Origin of the sequence: Mesorhizobium sp. M1348 (assembly GCF_040317925.1) — a bacterium.
Taxonomy (GTDB): Bacteria; Pseudomonadota; Alphaproteobacteria; order Rhizobiales; family Rhizobiaceae; genus Mesorhizobium.
In genome coordinates, this window is sequence record NZ_JAMYLH010000002.1 from 271,781 (window position 1) to 289,354 (window position 17,574).

General features: G+C 64.5%; 7 protein-coding genes. All 7 read right to left on the minus strand.

Going from position 1 to position 17,574, the window contains the following annotated elements; all coding sequences use genetic code 11:
* Positions 1-275 precede the first annotated feature (275 nt).
* Complete coding sequence (locus NKH13_RS05435; protein WP_352911028.1) at positions 276-2,045, minus strand: glucan ABC transporter ATP-binding protein/ permease; 1,770 nt, start codon at positions 2,043-2,045, stop codon at positions 276-278.
* A 364-nt stretch (positions 2,046-2,409) separates the two neighbouring features.
* Positions 2,410-10,980 (minus strand): glycoside hydrolase family 94 protein, encoded by an 8,571-nt coding sequence (locus tag NKH13_RS05440; RefSeq protein WP_352911030.1) that lies wholly within the window; start codon positions 10,978-10,980, stop codon positions 2,410-2,412.
* Between the two features lie 267 nt (positions 10,981-11,247).
* Positions 11,248-11,835: a HutD/Ves family protein gene (locus tag NKH13_RS05445; RefSeq protein ID WP_352911032.1), complete on the minus strand. Its 588-nt coding sequence runs from the start codon at positions 11,833-11,835 to the stop codon at positions 11,248-11,250.
* Positions 11,836-11,843: 8 nt separating this feature from the next.
* The gene (hutU, locus tag NKH13_RS05450) at positions 11,844-13,514 is read right to left on the minus strand and encodes a urocanate hydratase (RefSeq protein ID WP_352911035.1); all 1,671 of its coding nucleotides are present in this window, start codon (positions 13,512-13,514) and stop codon (positions 11,844-11,846) included.
* Between the two features lie 32 nt (positions 13,515-13,546).
* The gene (hutG, locus tag NKH13_RS05455) at positions 13,547-14,365 is read right to left on the minus strand and encodes an N-formylglutamate deformylase (protein WP_352911037.1); all 819 of its coding nucleotides are present in this window, start codon (positions 14,363-14,365) and stop codon (positions 13,547-13,549) included.
* Positions 14,366-14,786: 421 nt separating this feature from the next.
* On the minus strand, positions 14,787-16,322 hold the full coding sequence (hutH, locus tag NKH13_RS05460) for a histidine ammonia-lyase (protein ID WP_352911039.1): 1,536 nt from the start codon (positions 16,320-16,322) through the stop codon (positions 14,787-14,789).
* On the minus strand, positions 16,319-17,554 hold the full coding sequence (hutI, locus tag NKH13_RS05465) for an imidazolonepropionase (protein WP_352911041.1): 1,236 nt from the start codon (positions 17,552-17,554) through the stop codon (positions 16,319-16,321). Before hutI ends, hutH begins: the two co-directional genes overlap by 4 nt.
* Positions 17,555-17,574: the final 20 nt, after the last annotated feature.

The following is a 17,574-nucleotide window of genomic DNA, read 5'->3' on the forward strand; positions in this document are numbered from 1 at the left end:
CGTGAACGGCGGGGCAATCGCATTTGGATTCTTGCGAAGATGGACCCCCACCCTAACCCTCCCCACAAGGGGGAGGGAACGCTGCCGCCCGCCTTTACTTCCGCTTTGGCGCCGAAAGGCAGGCAATTTGCAAAGGTCAGCGCCAACGGAAGTCTCCCTCCCCCTTGTGGGGAGGGGTTAGGGGTGGGGGTCCATCGTAGAGCGAAAGCCGCGGCTTTCCACCTGCGATAGCCCGCCTTCCCACTGTGTTCCCACAAGGGGAGAAGGGAGAGCACTCAGGCGGCTTCGTTCACCGGACGGCTAAGGCGGCGGACCTCCTCGTCGTTGAGCAGGCCGCCGGCGCGCAGCAGGCTGGCGAAGCGGCCGTTGCGCAGCGACAGTTCGGTGAACCCACCCATCTCGACCACCCGGCCCTTGTCCATGAACACGACCAGATCGGCATCGCGAACGGTGGTCAGGCGGTGGGCGATGATGAAGGTGGTGCGGCCGCGCCGCAACTCGTCGATGGCGTCCTTGACGCGGTCTTCCGTCTCGACGTCGAGCGCGCTGGTCGCCTCGTCGAGAACCAGGATGGGCGCGTCCTTCAGCACGGCGCGGGCGATCGCGATGCGCTGGCGCTCGCCACCGGACAGCTGTCCGCCGCGTTCGCCGACGACCGTGTCGTAGCCCTCGCACTTCGACAGGATGAAATCCTGCGCGGCGGCGGCGTTGGCCGCCGCATGGACCTCGTCATAGGTCGCCTCCGCACGCCCGACGCGGATGTTGTCCTCGATCGAGCGGTTGAGCAGGCCGGCATCCTGGAACACGGTGGCGATCGAATGGCGCAGCGATTTGCGGGTCACCGTGCGGGTGTCGATGCCGTCGATCAGGATACGGCCGCTGGACGGGGTGAAGACGCGCTGCAAAAGGTTGATGAGCGTGGTCTTGCCGGCGCCCGTCGGGCCGACGATGGCGACGGTCTGGCCGGCCTGGACCTCGAACGACGCGTCGTCGACGCCCTGCCCGGAGTTGCCGAACTCGAAGCAGACATTCTCGAAACGCACGTGACCGGTGACGTTGACGAGCTCGCGCAGCCCGTCGGGCTCGGCGGCATCGGAAGCGGAGTCCTCGAGATAGTAGAATTCCTCGAGCTTGGCGCGTGCCTCGGAAATCTGGTTGGCGAAAGCCGACATCTGGTCGAGCCGGGCAATCAGCAGCGTGGCAAAGCCGGTAAAGGCGATGACGTCGCCGATGCGCAACTGGCCGTGTGTCACCAGATAGGCGCCAATCAAGAGCACCACCATCATCGAAATCGTCGACGACAGGCGATGCAGCGCGTTGGCCATCGCCCACCAGTCGAGCACCGGATTCTGTGCGTCGAGCAGGTTCTTGACGTAGCGCTTCAGCGCCTCGGTCTCATGGCCGATGCGGTTGTAGCTCTGCAGGACGGCGACGTTGCTGACCGAGTCGGTCACATGCGCAAACACCTTGTGGTAGTGCCGCTCCACGGCCGCCTGGCCTTCCTTGGTGCGCCGCATCACCAGCCGTCCGATGCCGACATAGAGCGCGCCAAGCGCCAGCAGCACCATCGACATGCGGATATCCATGCTGAGCGCTGTGGGCACCAGCAGAACCAGCGCAACCGCGGTCGACAGATGCTGCCGCATGAATTCCAGCCAGAGGCTGAACAAGGTCTCGACGGCACGCAGGAGCGTGTGCAGGGAATTGGAGGTGCCGCGCTGATGATGCCAGGCAAGCGGCATGGTGATCACGCGCTCGAACGATTGGCAAAGAACCTCGCTGCGCCGCTGGTGGGCAAAGCGATCGGCGCCGCGCGCTACCAGAACGAAGGCGATGATGTTGAAGGCGCCGAGGCCGGCCCACATTGCGAGCGTCGAGAATACCGAGCCGCGGTCCGAAATGGCATCGATCACCCGGCCGAACATGATCGGCTCGAGGATGGCGATAATGGCAAGCGCGACATTCGCCCCGCAGATAAACGCAACGCGTTTCCTGTCGGCAGCTAGATAACCGAGCGCTCGCCAGTAGATTTGCAGAAGTGACACTTCAGCTACTCCGCCAATTATTTATGGTGCAGTGCGTCATTTTTTGACTCGTATCGGTTGACGCGTCGCAAAACAATGCTCGTCTACCTCTTCCGTTCCCATTCCGCGAACAAAAGATGACGACGCTTCGAAATTTGCCGTGATCGTCTAACAGTTTGAGATAAAAGGTGAAATGTCAGCGTTGCGGCAAAATCATGGCAGCTGGAAAGCACTGCCACAATTTTAATCAGCAAGACCCCGGGCACGACGTCTAAAGTCGTGTGCAGGCATTCAGCAAGGTCAAACGCAAATATAACCGGTAGAGGCACTTGGAGCGCCCGCGCGTGCCCTGGGGAACCCTGAGCGACGCTCCAAGTCTTTGAATCTAGGTCGGTATTCTAACGACCACCTCGGCATTGTTTCCGGCTTTTGGCTCGAAGGACGAAGATTTGGTCTTCGTGCCATTCACTTCAAGTGAGATGGCCCGGGCCTTTTTGTCGCGGACGACGCGTACCTTGATCTCGGCGCCCAGCATCTTCAGGGTTGCCGAATAGCCGTCCCAATGGCTGGGAAGTCGCGGCGTGAATTGGATGCGCTGTCCGCGGCGCTCTATGCCGAGAATGCTCTCGACCGCAGCGCGATAAAGCCAGCCCGCCGACCCGGTATACCAGGTCCAGCCGCCTCGGCCGCCCTTGTCTTGCCCGGAATAAACATCGGCCGCGACGACGTAAGGTTCCACCCGGTAGCGCTCTGCCGCGGCTTCATCGAGAGCATGGTTGACCGGATTTAGCATCGAAAGGCAACGGTAGGCATCGTCGGTGCGACCCATCTCGGCGAGCGCAATAACGAACCATGTCGCGGCGTGCGTGTATTGGCCGCCGTTTTCACGGACCCCCGGCGGATAGCTCTTGATGTAGCCCGGGTCCCTTTCCGTCTTCGAGAAGGGCGGGGTGAACAGTTTGACGATGTTGAGCTCGTCGTCGACGAGCGCTTTCATCGCCTGCCCCATTGCCGTGGTCGACCGCGCCGGGTCGCCCTCGCCCGAAAGCACGCTCCAGGACTGGGCGATCGAGTCGATCTTGCACTCGTCCGATTTGCGCGAGCCGAGCGGCGTGCCGTCGTCGAAGCTGCCGCGCCGATACCACTCGCCATCCCAGGCAGTGCTTTCCAGCGCCCGCTTCAGCACCTCGGCGTGCTTCGTCCAGGCTTGCACGCGCTTGGCATCGCGCTCCGCCTTGGCGACAGCGGCAAAGTCGCCCAGCGTCTTCAGCAGGAACCAGCCCAGCCATACGCTCTCGCCCTTGCCGTGCTCGCCTACGCGGTTCATTCCGTCGTTCCAGTCGCCGCCGAGGATCAGCGGCAGCCCGGCCGGGCTGCTGCGCTTGACGGCAAGATCGAGCGCCCGCGCGCAATGGTCATAGAGCGAGGCTGTCTTCTTCGAGATTTCCGGGATGAAGAAAGCATCGTGCTCGCCTTCGCCCAGCGGCTGCCCTTCGATGAAGGGCAGTTGCTCCTTCAGGATCGCGGTGTCGCCGGTCACCAGCAGGTAGCGGGCCGTGGCGTGGGCCAGCCAGACCACGTCGTCCGAGATCATGGTGCGGACGCCGGCCTCGGTGCGCGGCAGCCACCAATGCTGCACGTCGCCTTCGGGGAATTGCCGCCGCGCCGCGTTGAGGATCTGATCACGCGCCAGCCTGGGGTCATGCGCCAGCAAGGCCAAGGTGTCCTGCAACTGATCGCGGAAGCCGAAGGCACCGCTCGCCTGATAGAACGCAGAGCGGGCACGGATGCGGCAGGCCAGGCTCTGGTAGGGCAGCCAGTGATTGACCATGGCGTCGAGTGCCTTGTCCGGCGTCTCGACCTGGATGGTGTCGAGAAAGCCGCGCCATGTGCGCTGGTTGTCGGCCAGCCGCTGATCGAAATCCCTGGAGCGATGGGTCTGCACCAGCGCGCTGGCCTCCTCGGGCGAGGCCGCGTCGCCGAGCAGCCAGAGCAGCGTGACGTCGCCACCGGCAGCGATGTCGATGTCGCGTGCGATGGCGGCGCAGGGATCGTCGCCGGCCTCGACACGGCCCGACAGGCCGGCGCCGCTCAGCACGGCATGCGGAAACTCGCTCGTGCCTTGCCTGCCGATGAACTCGCCGCGGTCGGCGGTGACCGAATGCACCGGACCGTCGGCGGCCAGAAAGGCGATCCGCTCGCCGAAATCGAGCCCATAGGGATTTTGCGCCAGCAAAGCGCCGGTCGCGGCATCCCTCGACGGAACGATGCTTGCAGCGGTGCGCGAGCGATGGCCGCCAAGAACCCATTCCGCATAGGCGTAGACGCGCAGCCGCATCGGCACCGAACCCGAATTCTGGATGCGCAGCCGCGATATCTTCACCGGATCGACGGGATCGACGACATGGGTCAGGTCCATCGACAGCGGCCCGCGCTTTGAGCGGAATGTCGAAAAACCCTGCCCGTGCCAGGTTTCGTAGGTCATTGTCGGATCACGCACCACGGCAGCCATTGGCGAGAACGCCCTGCCACTGGCCTGATCGTAGATATAGATGCCCTCGCCCGGGCGGTTGGTGACCGGATCGTTCGACCATGGCGTCAGTTGATAGTCGCGGCTGTTGCGGCTCCAGGTGAAGGCAGCGCCTTCAGCCGATATGTGGAAACCGAACGATGGGTTGGAGATGACATTGATCCACGGCTGCGGCGTCGTGCGCCGGCCGGCAAGACGCACGACGTAGTGGCGTCCGTCGCTGTCGAAGCCGCCGAAACCGTTCCATTGGTCGAGCCCGCTGCCGTCGACGCGGCCCTCGATCAGTGCCTGGGCGGCAGATGCGTGCGACGTCGGCACCGGCAAGGACGGCTCGCGAAGGGCTGCAAGGTCTGCCGGCTGGAGGGCGGCGTCTCGCGCCTGCAGTGCCGCGGTCTCGGCACGCTCGATCTGGTCGAAGATGGTGCCGTTGCGCGTATGCAGCACCACCCGAGCGACGGCGAGCAAGGTCCTGTAGGTCGTTTCCTCCATCAGGTCACGGCGCACCGCGAAGATGTGCTGGCGGGGTCCGAGCTCCTTGCCGCGCAACCGGCTGTTTTCGCACAGCGTCTCCACCGCGCGCTGCAGGTCCTGCACGTAGGATGACGCCTGCTCGTTGACGACGACAAAATCGATCATCATGCCGCGGGCACGCATGTATTCCTGGAAGCGAAGCGCCTGGGCGACGATCTCCAGATCGGCGACATCGGCGATCCTGACCAGGAAAATCGGAAAATCGCCGGATATGCTGGTCGGCCACAGGCTGGACTGCCTGCCGAGCCCGGAGACGATGGATTCGCCCGGAAGGCGCAGGAACGGATCGGGATAGATCAGATAGCGCGCCAGCTTCTGCACATTGGCGGCGTCGGACAGGCTGAGGCCAAGGTGTCGGGTCTGCACCTGCGAGCGCGTCCAGGCGAGCATCGCCTGGCGGGCGAAGCTTTCGGGATGGTCGAGCCGTGCGATGGCGGCATCCAATTCGGCGCGATGGGTACCGACGACGGTCCAGAAGGTCAACGAAATCTTCTTGTTGGCCGGCACACGCACCTGCCGGCGAAGCGATGCGATCGGATCCAGGGTGAAGCCGGAATGGCCGCCAAGCTTGGCGCCGGGATCAAAGGCAGCCGCCTCGGTGATGGTGCGGCCGCGGCCGATGAAGGCGCGCCTGTCGGTTTCCGCCTCGGCGTCTCGCGCCGATCCAGACGGGTCGGTGACGAAATGCACCATGGTGACGTCGGGTTCGTCCTTTTCGCGCTTGCGCCTGGTGGCGAAGATCGCGCCGTTGTTCGGCGCGATCTCGGTTTCCACGAACATCTTCGAAAAAGCCGGATGGGCATTATCCGAGGGCTCGGAGCCCAGCACCAGTTCGGCAAACGAGGTTACTTCGATATGCCGGTCGGCGGGGCCATCATTGTGGAGCGTCACCCGTCGGCCCTCACCATTGCCTTCCGAGATGACGATACACTCGACTTCCGAACGCAGCGATCCGATCGATTTGACGAAGCTCGCCTTGTCGTCGGAAAACAGCGTCTGCGCACGCTCGCCAGCGGCGCGCTTCGGCTCGGCGGTGGCCGACCACCAATCGCCGTTGCTGGCGTCGCGCAGGAAAATATAGGAACCAAGGCGGTCCTCGGTCGGATCCGGCTGCCAGCGCGTGACGGCAAGTTCGCCCAAGCGGCTGTAGCCGGACCCGGTGGCGGTGACCATGACCGAGTAGCGGCCATTGGACATGACACTGGTCGAGCGCAGCGCCCTGAGCGGATCGAGCACGATGCGCGTATCCGGGCTTTCCAGCTCGGTCTCGTCCTTCGAGCGCTCGTCGGCCTCGGTCCTGACGGTCGCGGTCGGGATGTCGCGCGGCGCCCTTTCCTGCAGCAGCAATTCGGCCGACTCGATCACCGGATCGCTGTGGAAGCGGTCGCGCAGGCGCCCTTCGAAGATCGCATCGGCAACTGCGGCAATCGACATGCCGGAGTGGTGGGCCATGTAATTGAGCACGACGGCGTGGTCGGTGCCCTCGGGGACGCGTTGCGGCGTGAAATCCACCGCGTCGTAAAAACCGTGCCGGCCCAGTGCGCCCAGCCGCCTCAGCCTGGCCAGGTTCTGGACGGATTCATGCGGCGTGAACTGCGCTGCCAGGACGGTCGCGTAAGGCGCGATCACCGTGTTTTGGCCAAGGCCGCGCTTCAGGCCGAGCCCGGGCACGCCGAAATTGGTGTACTGATAGGTCAGCTCGCGGTCGCGGGCGTTGTAGGCCGCTTCCGAAATCCCCCAGGGAACGTTCTTCGAACGGCCATACTGGATCTGGCGCTTGATGATGAGCTTGCTGGTCTGGTTGAGAATGCTGCCTTGCGGCTCCTTCATCACCAGTGGCGGCATCAGATATTCGAACATCGAGCCGGACCAGGACATCAGTGCGCCCTGGAAGCCGATCTCGACGATCGGCCGGCCGAGCCGGAACCAGTGCTCGGTCGGCAAATCGCCCTTGGCGATGGCGAACAGGCTGGTCAGCCGCGCCTCGGAGGCCAAAAGGTCGTAGCAGCTTTCGTCGAGCTGATGCTCCTCGACCCGGTAACCGATCGACAGGAGCTTGCGTTCGGGCCGCATCAGGAACGAGAAATCCATCTCGAAGGCGAAACGGCGCGTGCGCTCGCGCAAGGTCAGAAGCTTGGCCCGCAATGCCGCGACGGCGTTTTCGTCGCTGTGCGCGTCGTGCACATGCGCCTCGCAGGTGGCTTCGAGCCTGGCCGCCCAATCGGCGATGGTGTCGCTCTGGGTCGATGCGGCTTCGGTGTGGATGGCTGTCGCGAGCTTGCGTATCTCGCCGGCCAGGACGGCCAGGTTGATGGTGCGGATCGACGCCATCTCCGGCTGCGCCTTGATCAATTCGACCGCCCTACGCATGCCGTCGAGACGGTCGGCGAGCCGCTGGCGCAAGGGCCGCAATTGACGCCGGTCGTCGGGCAGTTCCTCAAGGCTCTCGTCGAGGATGGTGACGGTGTCGAGGATGCCTTCGAAGTCGCCCTGCACATGCACCGACGGCGCTTCGGCCCATTCGGCGCAGGCAGCGGCCACGGCCACCAGATGGCCGGCGAGATTGCCGCTGTCGACGGCCGAAATGTAAAGCGGGTAGAGCGGCTTCAGGGTCGTCGTGTCATACCAGTTGAAGAGATGGCCGCGGTCGCGCGGCATGCTCTCGATGGTCGACATGGTCGCGTCGATGCGGTTGACGGCGTCGGAGAGGCTGATCCAGCCGAAATCGCGCGCCGAAATCACCGACAGCAGGTAGACGCCGATATTGGTCGGCGAGGTGCGGGGCGCCACAACGGGGGCCGGGCTTTCCTGGAAATTATCCGGCGGCAGATGGTGATGCTCGGCCGTCACGAAGGTCTCGAAATAGTGCCATGTACGCCGCGCCACGGTGCGCAGCGCGTGGATGTCGGCGGCCGATATGCGCAGGCGGTCCTCGGTTTCGGCCGAACGGCTGATCCAGCAGGCGATCGCGGGCGAGCCGATCCAGAACAAGGCAAAGAAGAAGGCGACAAAGGCGCCGGTGGAATCGGCCAGCACCGGGACGGCGAGGCCGACGACGCCGATGATCACCGCGCCGTACATGATGCTGTAATAGGAGCCGAGATCGTTGTCGCCGCCCTTGTGTGCCTGCGAGGCGGTGCGCCATTCGAGCAGGTTCTGGCGGCTGACGAACAGGCGGTAGAGCGTTCGGATGATTGCGTCGCCCATCATCCAGGCTAGGTGCGCCATCAGCACGATCTTCAGCGCTACCAGGGCGGTACCGAATGCAACGTCGCGTGCCAGCGCCGAGAAATGGCCGCGCGGCGTCTGATCGCCGCTCTTCGGCAGGATGGCGTTGACGATGTCGAAAGTGGGCGCCATGAACAGCGTAAGGATCAGCAGCGCCTGCCATTGCGCGGCCTGCGTGAAGGGCAGCAGCGTCCAGCCGGCGATCGCGGCCATCACCCAGAAGATCGGCGTCACCGAGCGGCGCAGATTGTCCACCATCTTCCAGCGCGACAGCGCCGGCACGTTTGAGCGCGGGCCGAGGATGAAGCCCAGAAGCTGCCAGTCGCCGCGTGCCCAGCGATGGTGGCGCGACGCATCGACCGAATAGCGGGTCGGATAGTCCTCGACCAGTTCGACGTCGGTGACCAAGGCCGATCGCGCCAGCGCGCCTTCAAGCAGATCATGGCTGAGGATGGTGTTTTCCTCGATGCGGCCCTTCAGCGCCGCCTCGAAGGCGTCGACATGGTAGAGACCCTTGCCGGTGAAGGAACCGTCGCCGAAGATGTCCTGGTAGAGGTCCGACACGGCAAAGACATACGGGTCGAGCCCGCGATTGGCGGAAAAGACACGCTGAAAGAACGACGCCTCGTCGCCGCTGGTCAGCGACGCAGTGATGCGCGGCTGCAGGATGGAATTGCCTGCGATGACCTCGCGCCGGGCCACGTCGAAATGCGGACGGTTGAGCGGGTGGCAAAGCTTGCCGGCCAGCGCGGCGACGGCGTCGCGGGTGGTGCGGGTGTCGGCGTCCAGCGTCATCACGTGGACGACGCTCTCCGGCAATGGCACTTCCAACGGCAGGAAGGTGGTGTCGCTGTCGCCGCGCAGCAGGAGGTTCAATTCGTGCAGCTTGCCGCGCTTGCGCTCCCAGCCCATCCAGACGCCTTGCGACGCGTTGTAGAGCCGGCGCCGATGCAGCAGATAAAAGCGCGGCGCGCCTTCCGAGGGATAGCGGGCATTCAGCCTGGCGATTTCGGCACGTGCGAATTCGAGGATTTCGACATCCGCCGTATCGATCTCGGTCTTCGAGTCAGGCCAGTCGGAAAGCAGCGCGAAATAGACCTCACCCGCCGTGTTGGCGAGGTGATGCACCTCGATGTTGCGGATGTTCTCCTCGACATCGTCGCGCGAGCCGATCAGCGACGGCACCACGACCAGTGTGCGTGCCTCGGCCGGCACACCGTGCCTGAAATCATAGCCGATGAGACGTGTCGGCTTCAAAAACAGCGAGACGACGGTGTTGAAGAATGCGAGCGCGCCTTCGCTGGCCGGCACTGCGAACAGGGCCAGCATCAGGACGATCGACGGCACCGACAGGCCGAGATTGACAAGCGCATTGCCGGAAACGACCAGAAGCAGGACCGTCAGCGCAAAGACCGGCACGACGATGCCCAGCCATCCGGTCTTGCGGAATGTCCGGCTGATCGTCTTGCCGATGGTCGGCCGATAGCCGATCGACCGCTCGAGCTCCATCCGGCGCGGGCCGACGAGAAAGAAGCCGACGTCGGTGTGAGCGATCGGGCCGGTTTCGGAGCCCGGTGCATCGGCAGCATGGCCGGCGAGTTCGATCGCCCTTTCGGCAACGCGAAATTCGGAGAGATCGGAACGGCGTGCCAGCTCCTCGATCGCAGTCCGGTATTGGTCGCGCGAAAAGAAATCGAGCGCGGCGAAATCGGTGCGTTCGCGCAGCAAGGTGTCGATGCGGCTGACGCCCTCGAACCACACCGTCCAGTCGATGTCGTTGATGAGGCGCAGGCCGCGGATGATGTTGCCGGTGGTCACGTTGCCGCTGGACAGCGTGTGGTGCTCGCTGAGGATGATTTCCTCGGCGTCGGAGCCGGTCCTTTCCAGCTCGCCCTCCAGCCATTCCAGCGCCCTGCCGGCATTTTGCGAGCCGTCACGCAGCCGGTAGAGCAACTGGGTGGCGAAGGTGGTGTCCTGCGCATGGGCGCTGTAATGGGAAAGTATCGCCTGCCGGTCGGCGCTGTCGTCCGTCGCCAGCACACGGTCGGCGACCTCGTTGGCGATCTGGCGCAGTTCCCGCGTGCGATTGACGCGGACCGCGATGCGGCGAAGGTTCTCGATCAGGACGAAGCGCAGCAGCGACGGCAGCGCCCACAATTCGCCGATCTTCAGCGGCTCGACGGACTGGAAGCCTTCGACGATCGCCTTGAACATGGCCGACGAGACGGAACTGTCGGAATGCGCGACATAGGTCCATGCGACCGCCAGCGCGCGCGGCACGCTGGATCCGTCGGACAGTTTCAGCGTCGGCAACTGGCGATAGAAGCGGCGCGGCAGGTCGCGCTTGACCTGAAAAATGGTCTCCTCGACCAGGTAGTTGTTGTCGAGCAGCCACTGCGCCGCGGGCGTGATCGTTTCGCCCCTCGCCTGGGCAGCGTTGGTGGAACGGTAGACATCGAGAATCTTCCTGGCGCTGTCGCGGATGCGCGCCTGAAAATCGAAAGGCGTCAGACCGAACAAATCCTTGGCATCGCCATTGGCAAGGGCTGCGCCCAACGCTCGCAGCCGATCTTCCGGCAGGAAATGGGAGCGTATCGGCTCGTCGGTGACAGCCGGGAAGCTGGCGCTCGTCTTTTCGATCTGTGCGAGATTGGTCTGGATATTCATCTAAGGTTCCGTGTTGGGGACGCAGTGCGGCGTCACCGCCACGGCAATGTCCCTAAAACCGGTCCAAATGCAATTGGTTGCATCGCAACACTTGGCCGAATGTTTGTTTCCGCACCACGACAAGGTGTCGTCTTTCGACAACGTCCAGGCGAGCGCTCCGAGCATCGTTTCGGCCTCTGATCGGCGGAAGATTCAGGCTTTTTCGTGATGCAGCGACCAGCTTACGCGATATTTGGCCGGCATCGCGATCATGTTTGGAAACAGGCGTTAATCGTTGCCGGCAATGAGGTCGATGCGGATCACGAACAGCATCGCCGGCCGGACGGGATGCAGGCGCAGTTCCGGCGCTTGCGGCCCGAGCAACAGCGCATCGAGCGGCCTAAGTTGCATGGGCGCCGCGCCGGCCACCCTGAGCTCGCCGTCGAGGGACAGGATGAGTGTTTCATCGGCTCCAGCCCGGATTTTCGTCGGAGCCGAAATCAGCAGGCGCTCGACCGTGTGGGCCGCCCGGGCGCGGCGGGTCATGACGTTGAGGTCGGTGATGGGACCGGCGATCAGCGTGGCTTGCGTCGGCACGTCGGCTGGAAAGGCAAGTGGGGCGGAAGCCTTGGTGATTTCGACCGGCGGCCGGCCGGCGATATCGAGGACCATGCCCTCGCCTACCAGCAACGCCAAGGTCCGGTCGACGCCGGGAAATCCGGAAAACGGGCCGCCGCCCTCGACCAGCGCCATCGAGACGCGCCAGTCGAAATCGTCGAGCCCAGCACCTGGCGGCGAGACGGCAATCTCCGTCGTCACCCCGCCGCCGTTCTTCCACGGCATCGACCGGTATTCGGCTGCCCGAAGGATGCGCAAGGCGCGGCTCAGCCCAATATGCCGGGCAGGTTGAGCTGGTTCTCCCTGGCGCATTCGATCGCAATGTCATAGCCGGCATCGGCGTGGCGCATGACGCCGGTCGCCGGGTCGTTCCACAAAACCCGCTCCAGGCGCTTCGCCGCCTCTCGCGTGCCGTCGGCGACGATGACCATGCCGGCATGCTGGGAAAAGCCCATGCCGACGCCGCCGCCATGGTGCAGCGACACCCAGGTGGCGCCGGAGGCGGTGTTGAGCAGGGCGTTGAGCAGCGGCCAGTCGGAGACGGCATCGGAGCCGTCCTTCATCGCCTCCGTCTCACGGTTCGGCGAAGCGACCGAGCCGGAGTCGAGATGGTCGCGGCCGATGACGACCGGTGCCTTCAGTTCGCCCCTGGCGACCATCTCGTTGAAGGCGAGGCCGAGCCGATGGCGGTCGCCAAGGCCGACCCAACAGATGCGTGCCGGCAGGCCTTGGAAGGCGATGCGCTCGCGCGCCATGTCGAGCCAATTGTGCAGATGGGTGTTACCGGGCGTGAGTTCGCGCACCTTGGCGTCGGTCCTGTAGATGTCCTCGGGATCGCCGGAAAGTGCTGCCCAGCGGAACGGGCCGATACCGCGGCAAAACAGCGGACGGATATAGGCCGGCACGAAGCCAGGGAAGGCAAAGGCATTCTCGAACCCCTCCTCCTTTGCCACCTGGCGGATGTTGTTGCCGTAATCGAGCGTCGGCACGCCGGCGTTCCAGAACGCCACCATCGCCTCGACATGCTCGCGCATTGACGCGCGGGCAGCCTTTTCCACCGCCTTCGGGTCGCTGGTGCGCTTCTCGCGCCACTCGGCCAGCGACCAGCCCTTGGGCAGATAGCCGTTGAGCGGGTCATGCGCCGAGGTCTGGTCGGTGACGATGTCGGGGCGCACGCCTCGCCGAACCAGTTCCGGCACGATGTCGGCGGTGTTGCCGACCAGGCCGACCGATTTCGCCTCACCGGCTTTGGTCCAGCGCTCGATCTTCTCGAGAGCCTCGTCGAGCGTGTCGGCGCGCTCGTCGACATAGCGGGTGCGCAGCCGGAAATCGATGCGGTCGGGATCGCATTCGACGGCCAGGCAGCAGGCGCCGGCCATGACCGCGGCGAGCGGCTGGGCACCGCCCATGCCGCCGAGGCCGCCGGTCAGGATCCATTTGCCCCTGAGATTGCCGCCATAGTGCTGGCGGCCGGCCTCGACGAAGGTCTCGTAGGTGCCCTGCACGATGCCTTGCGTGCCGATGTAGATCCATGAGCCGGCCGTCATCTGGCCGTACATCATCAGGCCTTTCCTATCGAGCTCGTTGAATTTCTCCCATGTCGCCCAGTGCGGCACGAGGTTCGAATTGGCGATCAGCACGCGCGGGGCGTCCGGATGGGTGCGGAACACGCCGACCGGCTTGCCGGATTGCACCAGCAGCGTCTCGTCGTCTGCAAGCGTCTTCAGCGAGGCAACGATGCGGTCGAAATCGTTCCAGGTGCGCGCCGCCCGGCCGATGCCGCCATAGACGACCAGCTCGTTGGGATTTTCGGCGACGTCCGGGTCGAGATTGTTCATCAGCATGCGCAGCGGCGCTTCCGTCAGCCAGGTGCGGGCGTTGAGTTCGTTGCCGCGCGGGCTGCGCACTTCACGGATGTTGTGGCGAGGATCGGTCATGATTGTCCCTTTCGAGTGAGGCGCGCTGCGCATCAGCGCTCCGCCCAGGCGATCGCGGTTTCCAGGATCTTCTTCAGCGTGACGCGGATCGGCGCCGCGAATTTGGCATCGTAAGGCACCGGCCAATTGCCGGGCATACCCTTGCCTTCGGGCTCGCGCAGATAGCCGCGGTTGGAGAGCTCCATCTGCAACGCGTGGACGCCGGCTTGCGGCTGGCCGAAATGGCGCGTGATCCAGCCGCCCTTGAAGCGGCCGTTGACGACGTAGCTCTCGCCGGTTTCGGCGAGACTCTGCGTGACTTTCTCCTGCAGCGTGGGATCGGCGCTCTTGCCGTCATTGGTGCCGAGATTGAAGACCGGCAATTTGCCTTCGAACAGGCGCGGCAGCACCGAGCGGATCGAATGGCAGTCATAGACGACGATCTTCGCATGCAAAGCGCGCAGCCTGTCGATCTCGGCCTGCAGAGCGGCATGATAGGGTACGAAGAATTTTTCGCGGCGTTCGTCGATCTCCGACGGTCCCGGCTCTTCGCCCTCACGGTAGAGCGGATCGCCGTCAAAGGTCTCGGTCGGGCAGAGACCGGTCGTCGTCTGGCCGGGATAGAGCGAAGCGCCCGACGGATCGCGGTTGACGTCGATGACGGTGCGCGAAATCGCCGTATGCACGACCGTCGCGCCAAGGCTCTCGGCAAAGTCATAAAGCTTGTCGATCCACCAGTCACAGTCGCGGCGGCCGAGCCAGGTCGAGATTAGCCGGCTGTCGAGGCCGGCGAGGTCGATGCCGGTGTGCGGGATCGAGACCAGCAGGGGTGCTGTGCCTCGGGTGACGGTGAGCCAGGAGGGTGAGGTCATCGGAAGTCTCCGCGCGACAGAACGCGACCTTGCAATCGTCCGTGAACACCGACCTCGCTTTTTGCCGGCCGTGTCGTATTTTGTTCTTGCTTTGTGCCGGCAGCTATGCTAATAATTTCAGTATGGTGCTGATTCGGCGCGACAACCCGCCCTCGAGGCGGGCTTTTTGTTTCTGACTTTGAAAGTTTCGGTGTTGCCGGGCTGAGGTTGGCGGGACAGCGCCCCCCTCTGTCCTGCCGGACATCTCCCCCTCTAGTGGGGAGATTGGCGGTCACGACTGCTTTCGCCAATCTCCAACGTTGCAGAAATGAACGCAGGGCCGAAGCTGCCAATCTCCCCCCTGGAGGGGGAGATGTCCGGCAGGACAGAGGGGGGCGCGACGGAACACGACCCATGCCGGCGTAACGCAGCGACGACGGCCTCACGACGTCACCCCCGGCAGCTTTACCGCGCTTGCCGCTTCCACCGCCGCACCGCTGCGTACCATGGCGATGGCCTTCTCCATGTCGGGGTGGAAGTGCCGGTCGTTGTCGAGATGCGGCACCTCTGCCCTGACCAGCCGGCGCACCGCCTGGAGTGCCGCGCTCGAGACCAGCGGTGTATGGAAATCGCAACCTTGTGTGGCAGCCAGCAATTCGATGCCGATGACGGCCGTCGCATTCTCGACCATGCCGATGAGGCGGCGCGCTCCATGCGCCGCCATCGAGACATGGTCTTCCTGGTTGGCCGAGGTTGGGATCGAATCGACGCTGGCCGGATAGGCTTTTTGCTTGTTTTCAGAAACCAGCGCTGCCGCCGTCACTTGCGGGATCATGAAACCGGAATTCAGCCCCGGCTTGGGCGTCAGAAAGGCCGGCATGCCCGACAGTGCCGGATCGACCAGCATCGCGATGCGCCGCTCCGATAGCGAGCCGATCTCGCAGACGGCGAGTGCGATCATGTCGGCGGCGAACGCCACCGGCTCGGCGTGGAAATTGCCGCCCGAAAGTGCGGAGTCATCCTCGGCAAAGATCAGCGGATTGTCGGTGACGCCGTTGGCCTCGGTGCCGAGCGTGTCGGCGGCCTTGCGAAGCACGTCGAGCGCTGCGCCCATCACCTGCGGCTGGCAGCGCAGGCAGTATGGATCCTGCACGCGCTCATCGCCGACGCGGTGCGATTCACGGATGGCGCTGCCGGCCATCAAATTGCGCAACGCCTCGGCCGTCTCGATCTGGCCGCGATGCTTCCGGAGCAGATGGATGCGTGGATCGAACGGAGCGTCGGAGCCCTTGGCGGCATCGGTCGACAGCGCGCCGGCGACCAGCGCCGACTGGTAGAGCACTTCCGCTTCGAACAAAGCGGCCAGCGCATAGGCGGTCGAAAACTGGGTGCCGTTGAGCAGCGCCAGGCCTTCCTTGGCGCCCAATGTCACCGGCTCCAGGCCGTGCGAAACGAAGGCGACCTTGGCGGGAAAGCGGCCATGCGGGGTAAAACATTCGCCGACGCCGATCATCACCGCGGTCATGTGCGACAGCGGCGCAAGGTCGCCAGAAGCGCCGACCGAGCCTTGCGCCGGCACCACGGGGATAACGTCGTTGGCCAGCATCGCCTCGAGCAGTTCGATCGTCCGCGGCCGCACGCCGGAGGCGCCCTGTGCCAGGCTGGCCAGCTTCAGCGCCATCATCAGCCGGCAAATTGCGACGGGCATCGGCTCGCCGACGCCGGCGGCATGAGACAGCACGATGTTTCGCTGCAGCGTCTCCAGGTCGGCGGCGGGGATGCGGACGCTGGCCAGCTTGCCGAAGCCGGTATTGATGCCATAGACCGGCTCGCCTTTGGCAACGATCCTGGCGACGGCCTCGGCGCTGGCCTTGATCTTCGGCCGGCAGGCATCGTCGAGCCGCAGTGCGGCGCCGCGATAGATGGCGCGCCAATCGGCCAGCGTCGCATTGCCTGGCCTTAGCGTGAGTTCAGTCATTGTCCCCTCCAGATGCGGGCATGCAGCGGGTTGAAGCCCATGCGGTAGACGAGCTCGGCCGGGCGCTCGACGTTCCAGATCGCCAGATCGGCGGATTTTCCGACCTCCAGCGTGCCGGTCTGCCCAAGCAGCCCGAGCGCCCGGGCAGCCTCGCGCGTAACGCCGGCAAGGCATTCATCGACGGTCAGGCCGAACAACGTGGCCGCCATGTTCATGGTCAGAAGCAGCGAGGTCAGCGGCGACGTGCCGGGATTGTTATCGGTGGCAACGGCCATCCTGACGCCATGCTGGCGAAACAGGGTGATCGGCGGCTTCTTGGTCTCGCGTATGAAGTAGTAGGCGCCGGGCAGGATGGTCGCCACGGTTCCTGCCTTCGCCATCGCCGCCGCACCGGCCTCGTCGGTATATTCGAGGTGGTCGGCCGATAGCGCACCATAGCGCGCCGCAAGTTCCGCGCCGTGAAGATTGGACAGCTGGTCTGCATGGAGCTTGACCGGCAGGCCCGCCGCCTTCGCGGCATCGAACACGCGGGCAATCTGCTCGGGCCAAAAGGCAATGCCTTCGCAAAAACCGTCGACGGCATCGGCCAAGCCCTCGGCCGCGACGGCCGGCAAAATCTGGTTGGCGACAAGATCGATAAAGGCGTCCTTGTCACCTTTTGCTTCTTGAGGCAGCGCATGAGCGCCGAGGAAAGTGGTTCTGACCGTCACCGGCCGCTCACCGCCCAGCCGTCGCGAGGCGCGCAGCGACTTCTTCTCGTTTTCGAGGTCGAGGCCGTAGCCGGATTTGATCTCGACGGTGGTGACGCCTTCGGCGATCAGCGCATCGAGGCGCGGCAGCGACTGGGCGACCAGCTCGTCCTCGCTGGCGGCGCGCAGTGCCTTGACCGAGGAAACGATGCCGCCGCCGGCCCTGGCGACCTCCTCATAGGTGGCGCCGGCCAGCCGCATCTCGAATTCATTGGCACGGTTGCCGGCATGGACCAGATGGGTGTGGCAGTCGATAAGGCCAGGCGTGATCCAGCGGCCTTCGCAGTCGGTCGCCTCGGCGCCCTCGCGGAGTGCTGCCGGCATGTCGGCTTCCGGCCCGGCATAGACGATCCGGCCATTGCGCACGGCGATTGCACCGTGCTCGACGACGCCTAACCCGGCGCTGCTTTCGGCCATGGTCGCGAGCCGCGCATTGCGCCAGAGGCGAAGCTCCCCTGCCCGGCTTTTGCTCTGTGCAGTCATCATCTTTTCCGTTTCAATCG